The sequence below is a fragment of the Chloroflexota bacterium genome (assembly GCA_020161265.1).
Lineage (GTDB): Bacteria > Chloroflexota > Chloroflexia > Chloroflexales > Herpetosiphonaceae > Herpetosiphon.
In genome coordinates, this window is record JAIUOC010000006.1 from 183,015 (window position 1) to 206,987 (window position 23,973).

Consider the following 23,973-nt stretch of genomic DNA (forward strand, 5'->3'; position numbering starts at 1 on the left):
CGAATGCTGAACGAATTTATCAAATTCAGTGATTGGAGCATCACCACGCTAATTGCCCTTTCGCCATTGGTGGGGATGTTGCTGGCCTTGGTATTCCCCAAGCCAGCCGAAAACAGCCGCACGATTGCTTGGGGGGTGTTTGCGTGGAGCTTGGTGCCACTCGGGCTCACGCTCTTCTTGTGGCTTAGCGGTGGGTTTAATCCAACTCTCGCTTCTGTCGCTGGCGATCAAGCCATGATCCAGCAAGTGGATCGGGTGCGCTGGGTTCCATTTTTCAACGCTGACTATTTTGTTGGCCTTGATGGCCTGAACTTCCCGCTGGTGTTTTTGACCACAGCGTTAACGCCAGTCTGTATCTTGGCGGCCTTCCGCATCAAACATCGCCAAAACGTCTATTTGGCCTTGATGTTGTTGTTGGAATCGGCGATGTTGGGCTATTTCGTATCGCTCAACTTCTTGCTGTTGTTCCTGTTCTGGGAATTCAGCTTGGTGCCAATGTTCTTTATTATCAACAACTGGGGTGGTGAAAACCGCCGCTACGCCGCCTTCAAGTTCTTCGTGTATACGATGGCTGGCTCGGTAGCAATGTTGTTGATCTTCGAATTTATCTATCTGGCAACTGGTACCTTCGATTTGGTGGTGCTCTCACGTTTGGGTCAGGGCTTGCCCGTTGATCCAGCCTTGCTTGCGCCAAAATTGGGTGCAGGCTACACCAGCGGCGCAACCTTGCAATCAATGTTGTTCAGCGCCGTCGAAGATATTGGTTTGACCAGCATTTTGGGCACAAGCAATGGTACTCCAGCAGCAATTGTCTTCTGGAGCATCTTCGTGGCCTTTGCGGTGAAATTGGCAGTTTGGCCATTGCACACCTGGCAGCCTGACACCTACGAAAATGCCCCAACCAGTGGCTCGATGATTGTCTCAGCCGTGATGTCGAAGATGGGTGCGTATGGCATGATCCGCATTATGATTATGCTCTTCCCGCAACAAACCAAATTCTTCGCGCCAGCCTTGGCAATCTTGGCTTTGGCCAGCATTTTGTTTGGTGCCTACGCTGGCTTGGCTCAAACCAACCTCAAGCGTTTGATCGCCTATGCTTCGATTAACCACATGGGCTATGTTTTGCTTGGCTTGGCGGCAGTAGCTTCGGCAGCGCCCGAAAGTCTTGGCGACTTAGCCGTGAATATTCGCGCCTCAGCAATGAATGGGGTGCAAGCACAGATGGTTGCCCACGGTTTCAGCACTGCCGCATTGTTCTTCCTCGCGGGCGAACTCTACGAACGGACTGGCACGTACCAGCTTGATCAATTTGGTGGCTTGCGTAAAGTTATGCCAATTTTTGCTGGGATTATGGGCGTGGCGATGTTTGCCAACCTTGGATTACCTGGTTTGGCGGGCTTCGTCGGTGAATTCTTTATTTTCCGTGGCGCGTGGGGCACGCAGCCAGTAATCACCACAATTGCCGTGTTGGGCTTGATTGTGACTGCCTTGGTGCTGATCCGAATGTATCAAAAGATCTTCTACGGGCCAGTTAACCACAAGCTGACCAACTTGCCAGACATCAAAGTTGGTGATTGGGCCTTCAACGTAACCCTACCGTTGATTATTGTACTGTTGGTGTTTGGGATTTTCCCCAAGCCACTGATGGATTTATCAAACTACGCAGCCACGGTGATGGCTCAGGTGTTTACAAACCTGTAACGTGGACGGAGTTAAACGATGCATTTGATCGAAAGTTTGCCAGCGGGCATTCCGTACCTGAGCCTCATCTGGTTGATTCCCTTACTTGGGGCTTTGGTGATTATGTTTTTGCCCAAAGAGCAAAAACAAGCCATGCGGATTATCTCGGCAGTGGTTGCGACAATCTCGTTTGGCATCGCCTTGCTGGTCTTTTTTGCCTATGATCCCAATGCAACGGGCTATATGGGCACCAAGATGCAGTTTGTCGAAAAGCTAGATTGGGTTCCGCAGCTTGGCATGGCCTATTTGGTTGGCGCTGATGGGATCAGCTTGCCCTTGCTTGTGTTGAATGGTTTGGTGATTTTCACTGGCACATTCATCTCATGGAATATCGAAGATCGGGTCAAGGAATATTTCGTCCTGCTGCTCTTGCTGGTGGTCGGCGTGTACGGCGTATTTATGGCGCTGGACTTGTTCCTGATGTTCGTGTTCTATGAATTGGCTGTGTTGCCAATGTACCTGCTGATCGGGATTTGGGGTTCGACGCGCAAAGAATATGGCGCGATGAAACTTACCATTTACTTGATGGTTGGTTCAGCAGCCTTGATGATTGGGATGGTGGCGATTTACGTTGTGGGCGGTACCTTTAATATGGTCGAGCTTTCACAACGGGTATTCAGCCTCGAATTCCAAAAAATCTTCTTCTTGCCAGTGTTTGTTGGGTTTGCCGTGTTGGCGGGGATGTTCCCCTTCCATACCTGGTCGCCAACAGGTCACGTGGCTGCTCCCACAGCGGTTTCGATGCTCCACGCTGGGGTGTTGATGAAGCTGGGAGCCTATGGTGCATTACGGGCAGCGCTGTGGCTCATGCCAAACGGCGCACAATTCTGGTTGCCAGGTATTGCCGTGATGACCTTAATGAACGTCGTGTATGGGGCATCGATTGCGATGGTTCAGAAAGACTTCAAGTATGTGATCGGCTACTCATCGGTGAGCCACATGGGCTTGGTGATGTTGGCGCTGGCCTCAATGAACGAAACCGCACTCAACGGCGCAGTGATGCAAATGTTTGCCCACGGCGTAATGACCGCCTTGTTCTTTGCGGTGGTTGGTCGGATGGTCTATGAACGGACTCACACCCGCCAATTGCCTGAACTGGGTGGCTTGATGAAAGTTATGCCATTTGCCTTTGTGGTCTTCATTATTGCGAGTCTCTCGTCGATGGGGATGCCAGGCACGGCAGGCTTTATGGCCGAGTTCACGATCTTCACTGGCGTGATGAACCAATATCCCTTGGTGGCGGCAGTCGCAGCCTTGTCGATTCCAATTACTGCGGCCTATGTTTTGCGGGTTGGCTATATGGCGTTTATGGGCGAGGTCAAAGACCCGCACTACCATGATTTGCCACCGCTGACTTGGCAAGAAAAATTCTCAGGCACAGTTTTGGCAATCGTCGTGGTTGGGGTTGGCTTATTCCCCAGCATCATCATGGACTACATTGCGACCGGTGTCCAGCCCATTGCCCAGCGCATGATTGATCTAGCAGGACGTTAGGGAGGAATGACGTGAATTTTCAAATAGCTGATTTTACGCGGCTCATCCCTGAGTTTTTGCTACTGGCGATTGCGGCCATGGTGCTGCTTGGCGATGTCCTGACGCGTTGGTCGAAGGGCAAGGAAGCATTAAACGATCGTACCGAAGAAGCTATCAGCATGACCTTGATGGGCTTGGGTTTGGCATTTGTGATGGTGCTGATCCAAGGTGGTTTCTTCACTTGGGTGCAGTTTGGCGATTGGAAGTTCTACGACTTCAGTATCTTCCAAAATCTGCGCAGCAGCGGCCTTGATGGCAGTATTCTGGGCGGGGCATTTGTGGTTGACCCACTGACCCACATTGGGCGCTTGGTGTTTATCGGCGCAGCCTTTGTGACAGTGATTTTGACCAGCAAAGCCAAGCCCTCGAACAACCCAGCTGAATTCTATGCTCTGATCTTATTTGCTACCCTTGGCATGATTTTCATGACCGCTGGCGGCGAATTAATTATGATTTACTTGGGCATTGAATTGACCAGTATTCCGTTGTATGTGTTGGCTGGCTACTTCCGCCGCAACCCTGTCAGCACCGAAGCTGGGGCCAAATACTACATTTTCGGGGCGCTTTCATCGGCAATCTTGCTGTTTGGCATGAGCTTGCTCTTGGGCTTGACCTTGATGAATGGCCAGACCATGACCACAACTCCAACCAGCTTGCGTTCAGTCGCAACGGCGGTTGAATTGGCCTTTGTTAACCCCGAAGGCCCAAGCCAAGGTGTTGCCATCTTAGCGCTGTTGTTCATCCTCGCGGGGATGGCCTACAAAGTTGCGATTGTGCCGTTCCATGCTTGGTCGCCTGACGTGTACCAAGGTGCGCCAACTTCGATGACGGCCTTTATCTCGACCGCCTCAAAAACCGCTGGCTTCTTCTTGCTCTATCGGGTGTTGGTGACCGGCTTCGGCGCACCCAGCATTCTTGGTACGGCAGCAATTGGCACGAGTACCAGTTTTGGCGGCTGGACGAGCCTGATCGCGATTTTGGCAGCCTTGACCATGCTGGTTGGCAACTTGGCGGCTTTGCCCCAAACAAATGCCAAGCGTATGCTGGCCTATTCATCAATTGCCCAAGCAGGCTTCTTGATGTTAGGCTTGGTTGGCACCCAACGCGATAGCGGCATCTCGCTCTTGATGTATTTGATTGCCTATACCGTCACCAACTTGAGTGCCTTCGGTATCTTGGCCTTGGTCGAAGATGCAGTGGGTGGCACCGACTTTAGCAACTTGAATGGCTTAGGCCGCCGTGCGCCTGGCTTGGCGTTGCTCTTAACGGTTGCAATCTTGTCGTTGGCGGGGATTCCACCACTCTCAGGCTTCTTTGTGAAGTTCTATGTCTTTATTGCTGCTTGGCAAGAAGGCGCAAAGTGGCTGGTGATCTTCGCAGTCAGCAATACCGTAATCAGCTTGTACTACTACCTGCGTTTCCTCAAGGCTGTCTATTTTGCGCCTGCGGAAACCGACGAACCAATCAAGGTTGGCTTTGGGCCTGGCATCGTCATGACCGCCATTACCCTGTTGATCTTTGGTTTGGGGATTGTACCAACCTGGTTGTACGGGGTGCTTGAACAAGCTACCATCCGGATTGCGGCTCAATAATACTAGCGATCCAATTGGTCAAATGCCTGCTCGCTGAGTGCGTAGCGGGCATTTGCTTTTTAACGGAAACACAACTGTGCATCCAAACGTCAATTATGAAGGAACGTTTAAGCAATATTCATCGTTTGTACATACAATCTTGCTATGGTGTGCTAAGATGGATCGGCGTGGTGCATGCAACAAGAGGCGATCATGACAGATTTAACCAACACAACCTTAGGCAAATATACGCTGGGCCAACCCTTGGGGGCTGGTGGTATGGGCGCTGTGTATCGCTCGATCCATCCACAACTTGGGCGTTCTGTGGCAATTAAAATTATTTTGGGTAATGCAACCGAGGATGCTCGCCAGCGCTTTTTGCGCGAGGCCCAGGTGGCAGTACAGCTATCGCACCCCAATATTGTGCGGGTATTCGATGTTGACGAAGATAAAGGCATGCCCTTTATTGTGATGGAAATGATCGAAGGTCCAAGCCTTAGCGATGAGTTGCGCCAAGGTCGCATGCCCTTGGAAAAAGTGCTGAAAATTACTGCCGAATTAGCCGATGCCTTGGAATATGCCCATAGCCAAGGGATTTTGCACCGCGATATCAAACCAGCCAATGTCTTGATTCGCCTCAATGGCAGCGCTGTATTGGTTGATTTGGGCTTGGCGCGTTTGGCCGATAGCGAATCGAAAGAACATCAATTAACCCAAAGTGGCATGATTATTGGCACGCTTTCGTATATGGCTCCTGAGCAAATTCAAGCACAACCGCTTGATGCCCGCACTGACATTTATGCCTTGGGTGTGCTGCTGTTTCAAATGATAACTGGACGCTTGCCATTTGAGGGCGATACGGCCCAAATTATGTTTGGCCATGTTTATACTCAGCCGCCAGCCCCCAGCACCACCGGAGCCTTGTTGCCGCCAGCCCTTGATGGCTTGATTATGGCGATGATGGCCAAAGCGCCGCAAAATCGCCCGCAAAGCATGGGCGAGATTGCCCGTGTGCTGCGCTCGATTATGAATAATGCGGCAACTCCAGTTGGCTATGAAAATTATTCAGGGCCAACGGTTGTACGTCCACAGCAGCCTATGCCTGCTAATTATGCTGCTTTCCCAAGCCAGCAAAGTTATGGCGCAGCCCAGCCGAGCCAGCCGCAATATGGCGGACATCCTAGTCAGCCCAATTATGCTGGCCATCCCAGCCAGCCGCAATATGGCGCGATGCCAAACACTGGCAATTTAGGACCAACCCAACCGCAGTATGGCTCAATGCCCCAAGCGAATCCAGTGCTGATTGGTCAACCACCACGGCGCGGCATTTCGCCATGGTTTTGGTTAGCCTTACTCTCAATCGTGATCATTGGTGGTTTGGGCGTTTATACAATAAATTCGGCTTTTGATGAAAAACTACCGCCCAAAGATCCCGATATTTTTGTGCAAATTCCTGATCTGGCAACCCAACGCCCACGTCCAACCATTGGCAGTGCTGCCACCGCAGTTGCTAATAGAAAAACTCCAACGCCTGAGGTTGTGGCGGCTGAACCACCTGCGAAAACTCCGCAGGCCGCCGATCCGAATGCTGAAGATGAATTTACGCTTTCGAATATTGGTTCGCGTAGGGCTGGCACAACCTTATTGATGTATGGCATGGTGACCAATAACACCGATACGCCCAAAAGTGCGATCAAAATTGAAGCAACCTTTTTGGTTGATAACAAAGAAGTTGACTTTGAGACAGGTTATGGAGTGCTCGCAGTGGTCAATCCGGGCGAACGAGCACCATGGATTTTGGTGCTCAGCGATGCACCTGAATATCAAACAATTGAATATGAAGCATTTGGTTTAGATAATGCCTTGGGCAGTGCCTTTGAATACCCTGACTTGAAGATTGATGATTTAGCAATTAACCCCGATGGAATTTTCTATGAGGTAACTGGCAAGATCACCAACACAGGCGGAAAACGCACGCGAACAATTATCATCTATCTGGTAACCTACAACGAAAAAGATGAAATTATTGGGGTCGATACGATCACCCCTGGCAATAGTACGCTTTCGCCCGATGCAACTGCCCGCTTCGAAGGCAGCATCTTGTTTAGCCCCAGCCAATATAAAATTGCCCGTTATGAGACCTATGTTCGAGGAACGACTGAATGAAACGATTATGGCTTGGATTGCTGTTGTTGGTTTTGGCAAGCTGTGGTGGCGCAACTCCAACCAGCGTACCAGCTACCGCCACAACTGCGCCAATTGCAACCAGTGCAACCAACCCTGAAGTGCTGCTGACATTCGCCCAAACTGGTGGAATTGCTGGAATCAATGAAACCCTAACAATTTGGAGTGATGGCAAACTAGAATTAGCCAGCGTGAGCGCTGCAAGTACCTTACGTGTCGGCGATGCCACGCCCGAACAATTGACCGCACTCCAAGCGATTTTGAATGATCCGGCCTTTGCGAGTCTTGACCCAAGTTATGGGGATTTGGGCAGTTGCTGCGATATGTTTAGCTATACCCTGACTACGGGTAGCAAATCGATCGCCACGATTGATGGTGCCGAGTATCCCGAAATTTTGGCGAAATTATTTACCGAATTGCAAACCCTCAAACAAGCAATCCCTCAATAAGCCCGATGTAGCTTGCTGAAATCCCCTTGGTTCAGCTTTGAATCAGGGGGATTTTATACATATTCACGCAGCATTGCAGGGGTATTCATCTGCTCAAATAAAATATCGGCGCGTTCTTGATGGGCTAGGGCAATATTGTAATCGCCATTCAGGCGCTTAATCGTTGCGCCAATGGTTAAGCCCAATGCTAACAAATAATTATTGTTGACCGATAATTGCAGCAGCTGATCGATCGCCTCGCTGGCTTGGCGACGTTGGCCGTTATAGGCTTGCAAATAGATCTGTAAGGCTTGGCTGCGAAACAGCGATTGCGGTTCATTGAGTTGCTGGGCCAGTCGCAAAGCACGGGCTGCCATTCGATTGGCACAAGCCCGCCGACCTTCAACAAAGCCAATTCGTCCAAGCATTTCGGCCAAAATTACCCGCTTGGGGTCGTAATGGCCTAGCTCACGAAATAGTTGCTCGGCTTGTAAATAGTAGCGCCGAGCACGTTGATAATCTTGAACGTAAAACGAAATCGTGCCTTGTTGAATTAAGGCTGTAGCCATATGTAATTTTGCGCCAATTTGGCGGGCCAAACGCAAGGCCATTTGCGAGAAACGCAGCGCATCGTTGAGCAAGCCAAGCATCAACATACAATGTGAACGATTGTTGATTGCCAAAATCTGGCCATTCAAATCGCCGATAGCTTGGGTGGTTTCTAGGCTTTGCTCGTAGTAATTGGCGGCAGCATGCCAATCGGCTAGCTCCATCGCAATTACCCCAAGATTGTTGAGTGCCCGACTCATCGCTGGTAAATCGCCTAAATAGCGACTGACCGCCAAACTTTGGTTGACCAAGGCTTGGGCAGCTTTGAGACTCCCCCGTTGCCAATAGACTCCCGCTAGGCGATTGGCGGCCAGCGCTTGCAAGCCATGGTGTTGATTCAGTTCGCTGATGGTCAAGGCATTGTTGAGCAACCGCTCAGCCTGGGTCAAATTGCCGCGATGAAAGGCGATCCAGCCTGCATCACAGTCAATGCGGGCATGATCAAACAAAGCTCCATCAGCTAAAACTAAACGAGCTTGCTCCAAATGCAGCATCGCTTCGTCGTAATTGCCCTGTTTTTCATAGGTTGCCGCTAATTGGCGCAAAATCGTGGCATGGGTTGCTTGGCTTTCCGAGCTTGGCTGAATTTGGCTGATCGCTTGCTGATAGGCCATGCGTGCTTCATCGTAGCGCCCAACAAAACTGAGCACATCGCCACGCCCATGAAACAAACTGACGGCTTGCTCGGTTGCTGGGTGATCCAGTTCGCTAAGCAAGGGCATAGCTTGATCATACAAGCGCAGCGCGTCGTCGTTAGCAAAACGGCTGGCTGCCCGTTGCGCCGCCAACAGCAAATATTCCAAGGCTTTGTGGGTCAGCTGCGAGCGACTGAAGTGATAGGCCAAGGCATCGATATACAATTCAGGCCGTTGCTCATCGTGGGTTTCGAGTGCTAGCGCAACCTCGCCGTGCAAGCTATAGCGTTGTTGCTGCAATAGGCTGGAGTAAATTGTTTCTTGCAGCAGCAAATGGCTAAATGCCCAATCATCGTGATGGTTGGCGATTGGCTGCACAAACCCCCGTTGCTGCAATTGTTGGAGTTGCTGATTGATCGATTGCTCAGGCCGTAGTTGGCAGAGTAGTTGCTGGCTAAAACGGCGGCCAATCACCGCCGCCAGCGCCAAACTATGCGCCAAATCGTTGGGTAGCCGATCATAACGTGAACGCATTAGCGCTTGTAGCGAAAGCGGCATTGACGGCATTTGTAGGCTATCGCTACTTTGAGCTTGAATATCAAGGCCAGCATGCAGCGCATGACGCGCTAATTCTTCTAAATAAAATGGCACACCATCGGCTTGGCGCACCAAATGATCGATCATCACGGCTGAGGCTTGGGGCAGAATTTGTTTGATCAAGGCTTCGGCTGCTTCAGGACTAAGTGAATTAAGTTCAAGCACCAAACCACGTTGGCGGGCTTGGGCCAAAATCCGATTGAAGGTTTGGCGAATCTGCGGTGTTTCATCATCACGCGCCACCATATAGAGCAGCAACGACGAAGCATCAAAGGTTTCGGCAATAAATTCGAGCAATTCCAACGACAGATCATCGGCCCATTGCACATCGTCGATCACAATTGCCATCGATTGTTGGCGGGTACAGGCTACCAATAATTCGCGAATTGCCAAAAAGACATGGCGCTTCAATTGAGCCGCATCAAGATGCTGCACCCGCTCAACCAAACTTTGATCAATAAAATCGAGCGAGAGCAAATATTCAATGTAAGGCAAAAGATCGAGCGGCATATTGCCCAAACTATGAATCATCAATTGGATTTTATGGTGAATTGTGGCGGCAGAATCGGCATGATCAATCTGGAAAAGCTGGCGAATCAAGCCCAAAAAGGCACTGTAAGGCACAATTCGAGTGGCGCTGCTACAATCGTTGGTCAATACTTTGACCTCACGGCTATGCAAATGCTGAATAATTTCGGCGGTCAGGCGGGTTTTGCCAACGCCAGCCCGGCCAGTTAGGCCAATCACGCCGCCCATACCGTTGTGTAATAGCTCGGTTGCGCCAATCAGATTCTGCAATTCGGCTTCGCGCCCAATCAAGGGCAATCCAAAACTACCATCAACTACCGCCTGAGCCAATTGTTTGCCCGCTAAAATAGCCGCAGCGATTGGTTGCTCAAAACCTTTGAGGGCAACTGGATGCTGTTCGTTGAACATAAAATTCGTTTGTAATGATTGAGCTGAATCGCCATCGACCATAATCGTGCCAGGATCGGTCACTTGTTGCAGCCGCGCCGCCAAGTTGACTGGGCCGCCGATCACGGTCAAATCGCTATAGCGATCAGAACCAAGCAAACCAGCAATCACTTCGCCGCTGGCCAAGCCGACCCGAATTTGAAATTGCACCCCTGCCTGAGCGATCGTTTCGTTGTAGGCGGCTAATTCTTCAAACATGGCTAATGCGGCGTACGCAGCTTGGGCAGCATGTGCTTCTAGCGCGACTGGCATGCCAAAAACCGCCATTAAACCATCGCCGGTAAATTTATCGATTGTACCTTCGAAGCGCCGTACTGTTTCGCCCAAGCGTCGCAAACATGGGTCGAGCAAACTATACATATGCTCAGCACCCAGCCGATTGGTCAGGTTGGTATAGTTGCAAACATCGGCAAACAGAATTGTGACCACGCGCCGTGTTGTGGCCGCAGGAATATACTCAATCAAGCCAGTGGCGCATGTGCCGCAAAAGCGAAAGCCAGGTGGATTGGCCGCGCCACAGCTAAAACAGTGCAGTGGCAAAGGACTAGCGCAATTGCCACAAAACCGCGCACTCGGCGGGTTTTCGGCAAAATTGCAGGTTGAGCAGCACGTAGTCGTTTGAACTGTCATAAACCGATTGTTGCTCCATACGAAACGATACTGAGCCTATAGCAAAAAATCGGCCACAAGCTCAAAAACGAGGGGTCAGAGGCTAGGGATCAGGGATCGGTTGTTGGGGATCGGGGATCGGAAGGGTGGAGAACTAGGGATGAGTCAATGCGGAACCGCGAAGGGTGCGAAGGGTGAGGATTAGCAAAATAACGAACAATTCATAGAAACGTGCAAATGTTAAGCAGTATGCTATAGTTACTGGCGATCAACGGCGATCGTGCGACAACAACTTTACCAATGGACAAGGAACTAAGGCTATGGCGAATCCATTTCTTGAACAACTAGGGCAACGAGCCTTGCTGTGTGATGGCGCGATGGGCACTCAACTGTATGGTCGCGGCATTGATTTTGATGAGTGCTTCGATGCCTTGAATCTGACCCAGCCAGATGTCGTGCGTGAAATTCACCAAAGTTATATTGAGGCTGGGGCCGATATTATTGAAACTAATACCTACGGCGCAAATCGCTTCAAACTGGAGCCTTTTGGCTTGGCCGATAAAGTCCGCCAAATTAATCATCGCGGCATGAAGCTGGCTCGTGAAGCCCGCGAGATTGCTGGCACCAACACCTTGATTGCTGGTGCGGTTGGCCCATTGGGTGTTTTATTGCAACCCTATGGCCCCTTGACTGAGCAAGCAGCCCACGAAGCCTTTGCCGAACAAATTGGTACATTGCTGGAGCAGGGTGCTGATCTGTTGATGTTCGAGACATTTAGCGATTTACGCGAGATGCTGATTGCGGTTAAAGCTGCCAAACAAGTTGGCGATTTGCCAATCGTGGCGCAGATGACCTTTGCTGAAGATGGCCGCACGGTGCTTGGTAACACGCCTGAGGAAGTAGTGCGCAAGCTGGTTGAGTTGGGCGTGGCGGTGGTTGGGGTCAACTGTTCGGTTGGCTCACAACGGGTCTTTCGGGTCGTCCAGAGCATGCGAGCCGTTAATGCCACGATTCCGATCTCGGCGCAACCAAACGCTGGTTGGCCGACCGAGCGCCATAACCGCGTATTTTATCCATCGTCGCCTGAATATATGGCCGATTATGCCCGCCGGATGGTCGAAGAATTGAACGTGCAGATTGTTGGTGGCTGTTGTGGCACTACTCCGCAGCATATTAGCAGCATGCACAGCGCCTTGCAGGATCTGAATCCAGCTAGCACACTGAATATTACGATTGTTGATGAAGAAGCGCCAAGCGTGCAATTGCCCAGCAAGAGCGCCGAAACGACCCAACTTGGCCGTATGTTGGCTGATGGTGCCTTTGTTACCAGCGTTGAAATCGATCCACCCAAAGGCCACAACCCACGGCGCTGCCTCGAAGGTGCTCGCCAAATGCAGGCAGCTGGAGTCAATTTTATCAATGTTGCTGATAGCCCGATGGCACGGGTGCGGATGAGTGCCTTGCCCATGTGTAACTTGATTCAGCAACAAGTGGGCATGGAAACGATTTTGCACTTTACGACTCGCGACCGCTCGTTGATGGGCTTGCAAAGCGATTTGCTTGGGGCGCATGCCTTGGGGGTGCGCAACATCTTGGCCTTGAAAGGCGATCCACCCTCGTTTGGTGCCTATCCTGGTACATCGGGCGTGTTCGATGTTGATACCATTGGCCTGGTTAAGGTAATTGCGGGTATGAACAGCGGGGTGGATACTGCTGGCAACGATATTGGCACGCCAACCAACTTCTTAATTGGGGTGGCGCTGAATATCAACGCTGAAGACCCCGATTGGGAAATTGATCGATTGCATCAAAAAGTGGCGGCTGGCGCACACTATGCCATGACCCAAATTTCGTATGATGCGACTGAACTTGATCGTTTCCTCGATAAACTTGGTTCGCTCCCAATTCCAATTATTTTGGGCTTGATGCCAGTTCAGAGCTATCGCCATGCTTCATTTTTACATAACGAAGTGCCAGGCATTACCTTGCCCAAGGATGTATTGGCACGCATGAAAGAAGCCGGGGCTAATGGTCGGGCGATTGGGGTGCAAGTTTCGCAAGAAATTCTAGCTTCGGCCTATGATCGCATCCAAGGGGTCTACATCATGCCATCGTTTGGGCGCTACGAAATGGCCGCCGAAGTGCTGGAAGTCTTGAAGGCAACCAACGTTTAACCTTGAACGTATTGCATGGCGAATTCTGGTTTTGAGGAGATCGCCATGCAATGCCCACGTTGCCAGCAAAAAGTTGCGCTGCATATTAATCAATGCCCCAACTGTAAACGAATGCTCAAGCCCCTGATTATGAGCCAACACATCGCGTTATCCACGCAGCAACGCCAAGGATTGCGGCGAAATATTGTTACCTTATTGGTTGCGCTGCTATTTCTTATAGGCATTATTGTCACGTTCCATGTTGCACTTAAGCAGGTTTCAGCCTTGATTTGGCCCATAATCGGACTGATGATCGCCGTAGTGGGCTTTTATCTCGTGCAATTGGTGCGCGATTGGATCAGCGGTCAGGTGCTAGTGCAAATTGATCAATTGCAATCATTACAAGAGGTACGCAAGCGTGGTGGCAGGCGGTTTTATGGCGATTTTAGTGCAATTGGCAACCAACAACTGCAACAATATCACTACGAACGAGTAATTGAAGGTAATTATTATGTTGTAACCTATAGCCAGCATAGCAAAATCGTCTGGGAATTGGCGCTGGTTACCCGTAAAATTGCCTAGCTCAGGCTACTGTCGCGCACGATCAATTGAGTTGGCATGGTTGTTACAACTGGTGGCATTTGGCCTTCACTCGGATTGATCAATTGCAACAGGGTTTGAACGGCCAAGCGGCCTAATTCACGCAATGGTTGGCGAATCGTGGTGAGTGCTGGTGAAAAATAAGCGGCCTCAGCTAAATCATCAAAGCCTACAACTGCCAATGCTTCGGGCACGCGAATGCCATGTTTGCTGGCATAATGCAACGCACCCAAGGCCATTTGATCGTTACAAGCGAATACGGCATCCATTTGCGGGTAGCGTTTGAATAATTCAGCACAGGCTTGCTCGCCGCTGGCCGCCGACCAATTGCCAATACCAATTTGCTGCTGGGTTGGCGTAATGCCTGCTGCCTCTAACCCATCGTACCAGCCGCTACGGCGTTGACGGGTTTCGAGCCATTCGATTGGCCCGCAAATCAGGCCAATTTCGCGTCGCCCAATGCTCAGCAAATGTTCGACTGCTTGGCGTGCACCGCCATAATTATCGATGCCAATCGTGGTAAAGCGCTCATTAGGTTGGCTTTTGACAAAGACAATCGGTGGGCAGGTTGCTGGAAGTTGAGCCTGCACCAATTCGACATTTTCGTTCAGTTCAGCCGCCGCAAAGATAATTCCATCGACATGGCGAGCCATGAGCGCTTCAATAATTGGCACAATGTTGGTCAGATCAAAGCGCGGCAATTCCTTGAGCAACAGCGCATAATTCGAGGCTTCGCTTTCCTCGGCAATTCCATTCAACGTGAGCGACACGCCCATATATTGCAAGCCTGCGGTAATCACCCCCAAGGTAAAGCTTTGCTGTTGCACGAGGCTGCGGGCTAAGGCACTTGGCTGATAGCCCATATCAGCGATGGCTTTTTCAACGGCCTCACGGGTTTGCGGCGAAACATCAGGCCGATTGTTGAGCACCCGCGAAACGGTTTGGGTCGAAACATTACACAGTTTGGCAATATCTTTGATCGTGACTTTTTGTGGACGATGAATGGTCATGGCGAACTCCCAATAGCATGGTGCATTTCAGATCGCTGGGACGCAAGTCGGTAGTATAGCCGATTTTGTCCCAGCGTTGCTCACGCCAAGTTGCCCTGCTACTCAAGGCTAGAGGATCGCCAATCCACCACAGTTGGCGATCGTTGCCAAGGTTGCGCAGCGTTGCGACTTGGGTTGCTTGCCGTGGGTTTACAAACCTTTGGCCAAGTGATAGTACAGATCGTTCCAACGAAGTTCTTGTTTGAATTGCTGAACGTTGGTGTTGCGATCAATTTGCAAATATTCCATGCCAGCAATTTCAGCAAAGTCGGCGAGATGTTCGCTGGTCAGATCAAAACTAAAGCCCGTGTGATGCGCTCCGCCTGCGTAGATCCAAGCCGCCGCAGCGGTTTTGAGATCGGGCTGGGGTAGCCACAAGGCGCGGGCAACTGGTAATTTGGGCAAGGGTTGGTCGGTTTCAACTGCATCAACCACGCTATTGATCAAGCGCAAACGATTGCCCATTTCTACGATTGAGGCATTGACGGCTGTCCCAGTTTTGGCATCAAATACCATACGCACTGGGTCGGCCTTGCCACCAATGCCCAAGGGATGGACTTCGAGCCGTGGTTTAGTCGCAGCGATTGATGGACAGATTTCGAGCATATGTGCGCCCAGCACTTTCATGCCGTTGCTGCCAAAGTGATAGGTGTAATCTTCCATGAACGAGGTGCCACCGTTTAGCCCAGCGCTCATCACTTTCATCGCCCGCACCAGCGCAGCGGTTTTCCAATCGCCCTCGCCAGCAAAGCCATAGCCGCGATCCATCAGGCGTTGTGGGCCTAAACCTGGCAATTGCACCAAGCCATGCAAATCTTCAAACGTTGTTGTAAAGCCTTTGAAATTGCCATGCTCAAGGAAATAGCGCAAGCCTAGCTCGATGCGGGCGGCTTCGCGTAGCGATTGATGCTGCTCGCCGCCAGTTTGCAAGCCTGCTGCCAATTCATACTGTTCGGCATATTCTTGCAACGTGCTGTTGATATCGGCATCGCTAACTTCGTTGATAAAGCGCACGAGATCGCCCACGCCATAGCCGCTGACGCTATAGCCAAGCCACATTTGAGCATTAACTTTATCGCCTTCGGTCACGGCAACTTCACGCATGTTGTCGCCAAAGCGGGCGAAGCGGGCTCCTTGGGCATCGTGCCAAGCAGCGGCGGCGCGAGTCCATGCAGCAATCCGATCATGCACTTCGCTATCTTGCCAGTGCCCAACAATTACTTTGCGTTCTAGGCGCATACGGCTGACAATAAAGCCAAATTCGCGGTCGCCGTGAGCCGCTTGGTTGAGATTCATAAAATCCATGTCGATTTCCGACCATGGAATTTCGCTGTTGAATTGGGTGTGCAAGTGAGCCAATGGTTTTTGCAAGCTGCGTAGGCCAGCAATCCACATTTTGGCTGGCGAGAAGGTATGCATCCACGCGACCAAGCCAATGCAGTTTTTGGCGGCGTTGGCTTCGAGCACCAAATTGTAAATTTCGTCGGGCGTTTTGAGCACAGGCTTGAAGACCACCCGCACCGGAATTGTGCTGCTTTGATCAAGCCCAGCGGCGATAATTTGTGAGTGTTTGGCAACTTGTTCTAAAGTTTCGGGGCCATACAAATGTTGGCTGCCCGTAATAAACCAAACTTCGTATTGTTTCAAGTCAAGCATTGACTGGCCTTTCTATAGTTGAGGGGTCAGGGACGAGAGATCAGGGATCAGGATTAATTAAACTGACTCCTAGCTCCTAAATTCTGACCCTTATCGTTTTTCAAACTGACCCCTAGCCCCTGACCCCTCGTGTTATTGACCATACACATGGGTATAGCGATAGTGCAATTTGGCAACGTCATCGCTGGCAATTTCTTGGGGCTGGCCGATTTGCAAGGCATACCACGTTGTTCGTGCTACATCTTCGGTCATTACAGCAGCCTTGACGGCAGCTTTGGCCGATTTGCCGATCGTGAAAACGCCATGATTTTGCAGCAATACCGCTGGCGATGTGCCAATGTGCTCAACCACCTGTTGGCCAATTTCTTCGCCACCAATTAAGGCAAAGCCAGCACATGGAATCGGTCCACCAAATTCATCGGCCATTGCTGTGAGATAAACCGGAATTGATTTGCCATTGGCGGCAAAAGCCGTGGCAAATGGCGAGTGGGTATGCACAATCCCATTCACATCAGGGCGATGGCGATAAATATACAAATGGCTGGCGGTATCCGATGATGGTTTTAAGTCGCCTTCGATCACATTACCATTTAAATCGACGACTACGTGATCGGCTGGGCGCAAATCTTCAAACATCACGCCGCTCGGCTTGATCACCACCAAATTGGTTTCAGGATCACGGGCACTGACATTGCCCGAAGTCCAAGTCACCAAGCCATTTTTGGGCAATTCAAGGTGCAATTTCCAAAGTTCGTGTTTAATTGTTTCTAACATTGTCGTATTCCAATCTGGCTGCAACTAAGCCGTGAGTGCGGCGTGACGCAGCATGCGGAGCCGCTTCATCACATCGTTTTCGCCACGGCCAAAGTAGTTGTACAGCACTTTATATTCAGCGTAGAGCTGGTCGTAAATTTCAACATTGGCGGGAATGGGCTTGAACGTTTCGGTTTTAAGCCGACCCATGTGTTTGGCGGCGCTGGCAATATCGGCGTAGCCACCTGCTTCAACCCCAGCGGCAACTGCGCCGTGCATGGCCGAACCGAGCGCTGGAGCTTGTTTGCTGGCGATCACGCTAATTTCATAGTTGGTCACATCAGCATAAATTTGCATCAGCAGCTGGTTTTTCTCGGGCAGGCCGCCAGCCGCAATCAATTTGCGAATTGGCACGCCCGATTGATTGAAGGTTTCGATAATTTCGCGTTTGCCATAGGCCGTCGCTTCAAGCAAGGCACGGTAAATTTCGGGCGCAGTGGTGGCCAAGGTCATACCCAACACCAAGCCGTTGAGTTCAACATCGACCAAGGTTGAGCGATTGCCATTGAACCAATCGAGCGCCAAGAGACCGCTCTCGCCAGGCTTAAGGGTCGCGGCTTCACGTTCGAGCAAGCTATGAATATTGAGGCCTTCGGCTTTGGCTTGCTCAAAATAGTTGCCAGGCACACCATGCTCAATAAACCAAGCGAAAATATCGCCAACCCCGCTCTGGCCTGCCTCGTAGCCCAGCATGCCCGGCACGATCCCGCCATCGACTACGCCGCACATGCCCTCGACAATTGGCAATTCAGCGCGATGTTCGCCGTTCATCACGTCACAGGTGCTGGTGCCCATAATCATCACCATCGTGCCGATTTCGGTATTGCCGGTAACTGGCAGGGTGACGTGGGCATCAACATTGGCGACGGCAACTGCTGTGCCAGCCCGCAAGCCCGTCCATTCGGCGGCTTGTTGGCTGAGACCGCCAGCTTTTGCGCCAAGCGGCAAGAGTGTGCGCGACATTTTTTGATCGACGATCTGTTCCATGCGTTCGTCGAGTGCTTTGAAAAATTCGTTGGGTGGAAAGCCCTCGGATTTCGACCACATGGCTTTGTAGCCTGCGGTGCATTCGTTGCGGGTTTCAACTCCGGTCAATTGCCACACTACCCAATCGGTTGCTTCGATCAAGCGATCGGCGGCGGCATAGACTTCGGGGGCTTCGTTGAGAATTTGCCAAGCCTTGGGGAAAAACCACTCCGAGCTAATCTTGCCGCCATAGCGATCAAGAAAGCTATAGCCAAGCTCACGAGCAATCTGATTGAGTTGATTGGCTTCGGGCTGGGCCGCGTGATGTTTCCACAATTTGACCCAAGCATGAGGAGTGTTGCGCCACTCGGGCAGCATACACAATGGCGTGCCGTCGGCTTTGGTTGGCAACATCGTACAAGCGGTGAAATCGACCCCAATCCCAATCACATCGGCTGGATCAACGCCACTTTCTTTGAGAATAGCAGGAATGGTTATTTTGAACACATCGAGATAATCATTGGGGTCTTGTAGTGCCCAATCTGGCTCCAGCCGAATGTTGGTGCCGGGCAGCTTCTCGTCGATTACACCATTGGCATAGGGATAGATTGCCGTGGCGATTTCTTGACCATTGCGCACATCAACGAGCACAGCACGGCCCGACTCGGTGCCGAAATCGACACCGATCGCGTATGTTTGCCGACTCATGGCAACTCCTTTTAGATTGGTGAAGGCACTAGCCTAGCGAGACTAATGCCTTGGCTACCTGCAATTAACCTTTATTTTTGCTGGATACATCGAAGTAGACCGCGACCAATAGCACAGCGCCTTTGATCACTTGTTGCCAATCGACACTTACGCCAGCGATCGACATACCGTTGTTGAGTACGCCCATCACCAGCGCCCCGATCACAACGCCAAAGACTGTGCCAATGCCACCTGAGGCTGATGCACCGCCGATAAAGACCGAGGCGATTACATCAAGCTCAAAGCCGGTGCCCGCTTTGGGCGTGGCTGAGTTCAAACGAGCGGTGAAGATCAAACCACCGATGGCTGCCAAAACCCCCATATTGATGAAGGTGTAGAAAGTTAGGCGGTCGGTTGGCACACCAGAGAGCTTAGCGGCTTTTTCGTTGCCACCCAAGGCATAAATCCGTCGCCCAATCACGGTCTTTTTGGAGACAAACATATACAGCGCGATTAAGCCGATCAAGATCAGTAAGACATTGGGCAAGCCTTCGTAGGAAGCAAGGATATAGCAGAAGGCCAGAATAATCCCAACGATTAGGGCATTTTTGGCGATAAATAATGGAGTAGACATAACTGGGAAGTTAAATGAGCGGCTATTTTTGCGACCGACTAGATCTAGGTAAACGATGATGGACGCAAAGGCTAAGCCTACAATCAGTGTTGTGATGTGGAGAGCTGATTCAGCTCCGCCGATTGGGTCGCCAATAAAGCCAGTGCTCATTTCGCGGAAGCTTGAAGGGAAGGGGCCAAGTGAGGTGCCACCTAACATAACCAAGGTCAAGCCGCGAAAAATCAACATGCCCGCGAGGGTCACAATAAAGGCTGGAATTTTGCGGAAGGCCACCCAATAGCCTTGAAACGCGCCAATTGCTGCACCGATGCCGATACAAGCAGCAAAGGCGACGATTACTGGATAATCTTTTTCGACCAGCATATAGCCAGCGACTGCTCCGACGAAGGCTGCTACCGAGCCAACCGAAAGATCGATATGGCCTGCCACGATAATCAGCAGCATACCCAAGGCCATCACCACGATATAGCTATTTTGCAAAATCACATTGGTGACATTGAGTGGTTGCAGCAAGACCCCATCGGTTTGAAATTGGAAATACAGCACAATGATCACAAGGGCAACCAGCATGCCATATTCGCGCATATTGTTTTTGACGAAATCGACAACGGTGGCGAAGTTGAAACCAGCCGCTTTGCTGGATTCATTGGTTTTTAGTTCAGCGCTCATGGCTGGTTAACCTCCTGCTGCATAATGCATTTCATGATTTTCTCTTGCGAGGCATCAGCAGCAGGCATCTCGCCCACAATCTGGCCTTCATTCATCACATAAATGCGATCACACATGCCGAGAATTTCGGGTAATTCCGAAGAGATTACGATGACGGCTTTGCCTTCTTGCGCCAAGCGATTGATAATCGTGTAGATTTCGTATTTGGCCCCCACATCAATCCCGCGAGTTGGCTCATCGAGAATCAAAATATCGGGGTTGGCAAACAGCCATTTGCTCAACACAACTTTTTGTTGATTGCCACCCGAGAGATTGACGGTTTTTTGCAAGACGCTGGAGCTACGAATGGCTAAATCATCACGATATTGATTGGTGACGCGCAACTCTTTTGGCTCGTTGATCACCGAGTTGCGGGCGACGGCTGGTAGATTGGCGAGGGTAATATTATTTTTAATCCCATCGATCAACACCAAACCATAGCCTTTGCGATCTTCGGTGACATAGGCAATGCCATTGCGAATGGCCTTTTGGATCGTGCGAACATCGATCTCACGGCCATTTTTATATACATGGCCACTGATATGCTTACCATAAGCGTGGCCAAAAATACTCATTGCTAATTCGGTGCGGCCCGAACCCATCAGGCCAGCGATCCCGACAATTTCGCCTTTGCGCACAGTAAAGCTGACGTTATCGACAACTTTGCGCTCGGCGTGGAGTGGGTGATAGACATTCCAATCGCGGACTTCAAACATCGTTTCGCCAATCGTGGCCTCGCGCGGCGGGAAACGATGGCTCAAATCGCGGCCAACCATGCCGCGGATAATTCGGTCTTCGCTAATTTGTTCTTTGTGGCAATCGAGAGTTTCGATGGTTGCGCCATCACGGAGCACCGTAATCGCATCGGCAACTTTAGAAACCTCATTCAGTTTGTGTGAAATGAGAATTGATGAAATGCCTTGTTGTTTGAATTGCAAGAGCAATTGCAATAAGGCTTCGCTGTCGCTTTCGTTTAAGCTAGCAGTTGGTTCATCGAGAATCAGCAGTTTTACTTCTTTGGCAAGCGCTTTGGCAATTTCCACCAGTTGCTGCTTGCCCACGCCCATATCAGTAATTAAGGTATTGGGTGATTCACTCAGCCCCACTTTTTTGAGCAATGCTTGGGTTTTGGCAATTGCCGTATTCCAATTGATCACGCCGCGTGAGGCAGTTTCGTGGCCGAGAAAGATATTTTCGGCAATTGAGAGAAACGGAATCAAGGCCAGTTCTTGGTGAATAATCACAATCCCCAGTTTTTCGCTGGCGCTAATATCGTTGAAACGACACTCCTGGCCCTCGAAAATAATCTCGCCAGTGTAGGTTCCGTGGGGATAGACCCCGCTGAGCACCTTCATCAAGGTTGATTTACCTGCGCCATTTTCGCCGACCAAGGCGTGAATTTCGGCTCGGCGCACTTGCAGGTTGACATCATTCAGCGCTTTGACCCCAGGAAAGGTTTTGGTGATTCCGCGCATTTCAAGTAGTACATCAGACATAACCTGTGCCTCGTTTGCTGAGAAGATGGCCAAGTTGTTCATATGCAAGCAGGTCTGTGCATGAGCGTTGCCCACACACAGACCTTGCTGCCAGAATTATTTGGTTATGTCTTCTTTTTTGTAGTAACCACTGTCGATCAACACTTTTTCCCAGTTGGTTACATCGACGACCACCGGAACCAGCAATTGTGAAGGAACAACTTTGACCCCATTGTCATAGGTTTTGGTATCGTTGACGGCAACTTCTTTGCCTGACAACGAAGCTTCGACCATGCCTACCACTGATTTAGCAAGCTCGCGGGTATCTTTGAAGATGGTTGAGCTTTGTTCGCCAGCGATAATTGACTTGACTGAGGGCACCTCAGCATCTTGGCCTGAAACGACTGGCATTGGTTTGTCGGCGCTGCCGTAGCCAACACCCTTGAGCGATGAGATGATCCCGATGCTGATACCATCGTATGGTGAGAGCACTGCATCAACCCGTTTGTCGCCGTAGAAGGCGCTCAAAATGTTGTCCATACGCGATTGAGCGGTTGCACCGTCCCAGCGCAAGGTGGCAACTTTATCCATGCCAGTTTGGCCACTAACAACCACCAACTTGCCGCTATCGATGTAAGGTTGCAAGACCGACATAGCGCCATTGTAGAAGAAGAAGGCGTTGTTATCGTCGGATGAGCCACCGAACAACTCGATATTGAATGGGCCTTTGCCTTCTTTCAAACCAAGTTTGTTTTCGATTGAGCTAGCTTGCAAGACACCAACTTGGAAGTTATCGAAGGTGGCGTAGTAATCAACGTTAGGGGTTTTCTTGATCAAGCGGTCGTAGGCGATAACCAGAATTTTCTTGTCTTTAGCACTTTGCAGAACATCTGAGAGGGTTTCGCCGTCGATTGCCGCAATCACCAAAACATTGACCCCTTTGGTGACCATGTTTTCAATTTGGGAAAGTTGGGTTGGGATATCGTCTTCAGCGTATTGAAGGTCGGTTTTGAAGCCTTTTTCTTGGAAATATTTCACCATATTATCGCCGTCGGCAATCCAGCGGGCTGATGATTTGGTCGGCATTGAGATCCCAATGGTGAATTTGCTGTTGTCAGTATTGGCGGTCGTGCCACCAGTGCCGCCATCGGTTGGCGCAGTGGTTGGGGTTGCGGCTTCGCCACAGCTGGCCAAAACCATCGTCATGAGCAACATCAAAACCATCATGAACTTCGCGCGAGGAGACTTCATCGTCATGTCCTTCCTTGGAGTAAGTTTTCGTGGGTGGTGGCTTGGGTTTTGCCACAAATGCTGTTGATGAGCTTAATTGCACACCCAACGAACACAAGTTGCGAACACTGTAGTTTAAGTTGAAACGGCGAATGGAAGGGAGGGTTTTAGAGGTGGTACCGACCTCGTTATCGATCCCGTTATCGATCCCGTTATCGATAACGGTCGCATTATAGCAATCCAAATTAGCGCTGTCAAGCGCGTACTATCGGTATTTTGAACTATCCCGATCTAGCCCATCTGGGGGGATTTTGTCTGATCGCTGTTGGCTAGCGCAACACGCGATGCTTCTAGGCGTACACTATTAATGGAGGAAATGCTGATGAAATGCCCAAATTGTTATAGCAATGTTTCAAATAGCACTGAAAAATGCCCGCGTTGCGATTGGCCGTTGCGTGCGCCGGCAGCCGCAACTTCTTCAGCCGCCTTTGGTGAATCGCCAACCGCCAATGCTTGGAGCCGCGATCAAACCAATGATGCTGGGGTTTGGGAGCCAACTATGCCTGCTTCGATGCCTGCGAATCCAGCAACCCAAGCGCTGGGTTCATGGGAGCAAGCAACTGCTGAGCCTGCTTCGACCTGGGATCAAGCGCCGATGCAAAGCGTTGCGCCACCACCAAACGCCACAATGATGGGCAACGCCATGCCCACAACTGTACCGTTGACCAGCGGCCAAAAGACCCAATTGCTATTTGGCGCGTTTTTTCCACTCATCATCTTGGCGATCCCCATTTGGTTTATTGGAGGATCGGGCTTTTCCGAGGAGATTAGCTTTTTTTGGTTTATTTTGGGGCTATTTGGCTTGGTGATGGGCTGGCAAGCAATTATGAATTTGGTCGATTTTTTCAGTGGCGTGGCCCAAGTGCAAGTTGATCGTTTGACCAAAACCCAAGTTGTTAAAAATAAAAATAGCCGTACCTACTATGGCAATTTCGAACGAATTGGCCGCTTGAATATTGGCCGCGAAAACTATAATGCAGCCTTCCAAGGCGCAATTTACCAAGTGACCTATAGCCCACGTAGCAAACGGCTGTGGGCGATGCAACAGGTTGGCTAATTCA

Annotated in this window: 16 protein-coding genes; 8 read left to right on the forward strand and 8 right to left on the reverse strand. The window is 50.6% G+C overall.

The window, feature by feature from the left end; translation table 11 throughout:
- Positions 1-3 precede the first annotated feature (3 nt).
- The 5 genes from LCH85_15035 to LCH85_15055 all read left to right on the forward strand — a co-directional run bounded on the left by LCH85_15035 (position 4) and on the right by LCH85_15055 (position 7,477).
- Positions 4-1,701 (forward strand): NADH-quinone oxidoreductase subunit M, encoded by a 1,698-nt coding sequence (locus LCH85_15035; protein MCA0353307.1) that lies wholly within the window; start codon positions 4-6, stop codon positions 1,699-1,701.
- Positions 1,702-1,719: 18 nt separating this feature from the next.
- Positions 1,720-3,234: an NADH-quinone oxidoreductase subunit M gene (locus LCH85_15040; GenBank protein MCA0353308.1), complete on the forward strand. Its 1,515-nt coding sequence runs from the start codon at positions 1,720-1,722 to the stop codon at positions 3,232-3,234.
- Positions 3,235-3,245: 11 nt separating this feature from the next.
- On the forward strand, positions 3,246-4,865 hold the full coding sequence (locus LCH85_15045) for an NADH-quinone oxidoreductase subunit N (protein MCA0353309.1): 1,620 nt from the start codon (positions 3,246-3,248) through the stop codon (positions 4,863-4,865).
- 192 nt (positions 4,866-5,057) lie between these two features.
- Entirely contained in the window at positions 5,058-7,010 is a 1,953-nt protein-coding gene (locus LCH85_15050; GenBank protein ID MCA0353310.1) for a protein kinase, read from the forward strand.
- Positions 7,007-7,477, forward strand: coding sequence for a hypothetical protein (locus tag LCH85_15055; protein ID MCA0353311.1), 471 nt, complete (start codon positions 7,007-7,009; stop codon positions 7,475-7,477). The genes LCH85_15050 and LCH85_15055 overlap by 4 nt, the downstream gene beginning before the upstream one ends.
- A 53-nt stretch (positions 7,478-7,530) precedes the next feature.
- Here LCH85_15055 and LCH85_15060 read toward each other — a convergent pair whose 3' ends face one another.
- Positions 7,531-10,902, reverse strand: a complete 3,372-nt coding sequence (locus tag LCH85_15060; GenBank protein MCA0353312.1) for a tetratricopeptide repeat protein — start codon at positions 10,900-10,902, stop codon at positions 7,531-7,533.
- Between the two features lie 299 nt (positions 10,903-11,201).
- Between LCH85_15060 and LCH85_15065 the strand changes: the two genes are divergently transcribed.
- Both LCH85_15065 and LCH85_15070 read left to right on the forward strand, forming a co-directional pair.
- Complete coding sequence (locus LCH85_15065; protein MCA0353313.1) at positions 11,202-13,055, forward strand: bifunctional homocysteine S-methyltransferase/methylenetetrahydrofolate reductase; 1,854 nt, start codon at positions 11,202-11,204, stop codon at positions 13,053-13,055.
- Between the two features lie 45 nt (positions 13,056-13,100).
- Positions 13,101-13,616: a hypothetical protein gene (locus LCH85_15070; protein MCA0353314.1), complete on the forward strand. Its 516-nt coding sequence runs from the start codon at positions 13,101-13,103 to the stop codon at positions 13,614-13,616.
- Here LCH85_15070 and LCH85_15075 read toward each other — a convergent pair.
- The 7 genes from LCH85_15075 to LCH85_15105 form a co-directional block, all read right to left on the reverse strand.
- Positions 13,613-14,644 (reverse strand): LacI family transcriptional regulator, encoded by a 1,032-nt coding sequence (locus LCH85_15075; GenBank protein MCA0353315.1) that lies wholly within the window; start codon positions 14,642-14,644, stop codon positions 13,613-13,615. The two genes, LCH85_15070 and LCH85_15075, sit on opposite strands and share 4 nt — an antisense overlap.
- A gap of 189 nt (positions 14,645-14,833) precedes the next feature.
- Entirely contained in the window at positions 14,834-16,339 is a 1,506-nt protein-coding gene (araA, locus tag LCH85_15080) for an L-arabinose isomerase (GenBank protein ID MCA0353316.1), read from the reverse strand.
- A gap of 132 nt (positions 16,340-16,471) precedes the next feature.
- Positions 16,472-17,113, reverse strand: coding sequence for an L-ribulose-5-phosphate 4-epimerase (locus tag LCH85_15085; protein MCA0353317.1), 642 nt, complete (start codon positions 17,111-17,113; stop codon positions 16,472-16,474).
- A gap of 24 nt (positions 17,114-17,137) precedes the next feature.
- Complete coding sequence (locus LCH85_15090; GenBank protein MCA0353318.1) at positions 17,138-18,826, reverse strand: ribulokinase; 1,689 nt, start codon at positions 18,824-18,826, stop codon at positions 17,138-17,140.
- A gap of 64 nt (positions 18,827-18,890) precedes the next feature.
- Positions 18,891-20,108 (reverse strand): sugar ABC transporter permease, encoded by a 1,218-nt coding sequence (locus LCH85_15095; protein MCA0353319.1) that lies wholly within the window; start codon positions 20,106-20,108, stop codon positions 18,891-18,893.
- Positions 20,105-21,643 (reverse strand): ATP-binding cassette domain-containing protein, encoded by a 1,539-nt coding sequence (locus tag LCH85_15100; protein ID MCA0353320.1) that lies wholly within the window; start codon positions 21,641-21,643, stop codon positions 20,105-20,107. The genes LCH85_15095 and LCH85_15100 overlap by 4 nt, the downstream gene beginning before the upstream one ends.
- A gap of 96 nt (positions 21,644-21,739) precedes the next feature.
- Positions 21,740-22,879, reverse strand: coding sequence for a sugar-binding protein (locus LCH85_15105; GenBank protein MCA0353321.1), 1,140 nt, complete (start codon positions 22,877-22,879; stop codon positions 21,740-21,742).
- A gap of 355 nt (positions 22,880-23,234) precedes the next feature.
- On the opposite strand from LCH85_15105, the gene LCH85_15110 reads away from it, so the two are divergent.
- Entirely contained in the window at positions 23,235-23,969 is a 735-nt protein-coding gene (locus LCH85_15110; protein MCA0353322.1) for a hypothetical protein, read from the forward strand.
- The last annotated feature ends 4 nt before the right edge of the window (positions 23,970-23,973 follow it).

Coding starts and splice junctions, on each gene's coding strand:
- LCH85_15075 (MCA0353315.1), bottom strand. CDS start 14,644: ATGACCATTCATCGTCCACAAAAAGTCACGATCAAAGATATTGCCAAA.
- LCH85_15100 (MCA0353320.1), bottom strand. CDS start 21,643: ATGTCTGATGTACTACTTGAAATGCGCGGAATCACCAAAACCTTTCCT.
- LCH85_15095 (MCA0353319.1), bottom strand. CDS start 20,108: ATGAGCGCTGAACTAAAAACCAATGAATCCAGCAAAGCGGCTGGTTTC.
- LCH85_15070 (MCA0353314.1), top strand. CDS start 13,101: ATGCAATGCCCACGTTGCCAGCAAAAAGTTGCGCTGCATATTAATCAA.
- LCH85_15040 (MCA0353308.1), top strand. CDS start 1,720: ATGCATTTGATCGAAAGTTTGCCAGCGGGCATTCCGTACCTGAGCCTC.
- LCH85_15110 (MCA0353322.1), top strand. CDS start 23,235: ATGAAATGCCCAAATTGTTATAGCAATGTTTCAAATAGCACTGAAAAA.
- LCH85_15090 (MCA0353318.1), bottom strand. CDS start 18,826: ATGAGTCGGCAAACATACGCGATCGGTGTCGATTTCGGCACCGAGTCG.
- araA (MCA0353316.1), bottom strand. CDS start 16,339: ATGCTTGACTTGAAACAATACGAAGTTTGGTTTATTACGGGCAGCCAA.
- LCH85_15055 (MCA0353311.1), top strand. CDS start 7,007: ATGAAACGATTATGGCTTGGATTGCTGTTGTTGGTTTTGGCAAGCTGT.
- LCH85_15085 (MCA0353317.1), bottom strand. CDS start 17,113: ATGTTAGAAACAATTAAACACGAACTTTGGAAATTGCACCTTGAATTG.
- LCH85_15035 (MCA0353307.1), top strand. CDS start 4: ATGCTGAACGAATTTATCAAATTCAGTGATTGGAGCATCACCACGCTA.
- LCH85_15060 (MCA0353312.1), bottom strand. CDS start 10,902: ATGACAGTTCAAACGACTACGTGCTGCTCAACCTGCAATTTTGCCGAA.
- LCH85_15065 (MCA0353313.1), top strand. CDS start 11,202: ATGGCGAATCCATTTCTTGAACAACTAGGGCAACGAGCCTTGCTGTGT.
- LCH85_15050 (MCA0353310.1), top strand. CDS start 5,058: ATGACAGATTTAACCAACACAACCTTAGGCAAATATACGCTGGGCCAA.
- LCH85_15105 (MCA0353321.1), bottom strand. CDS start 22,879: ATGACGATGAAGTCTCCTCGCGCGAAGTTCATGATGGTTTTGATGTTG.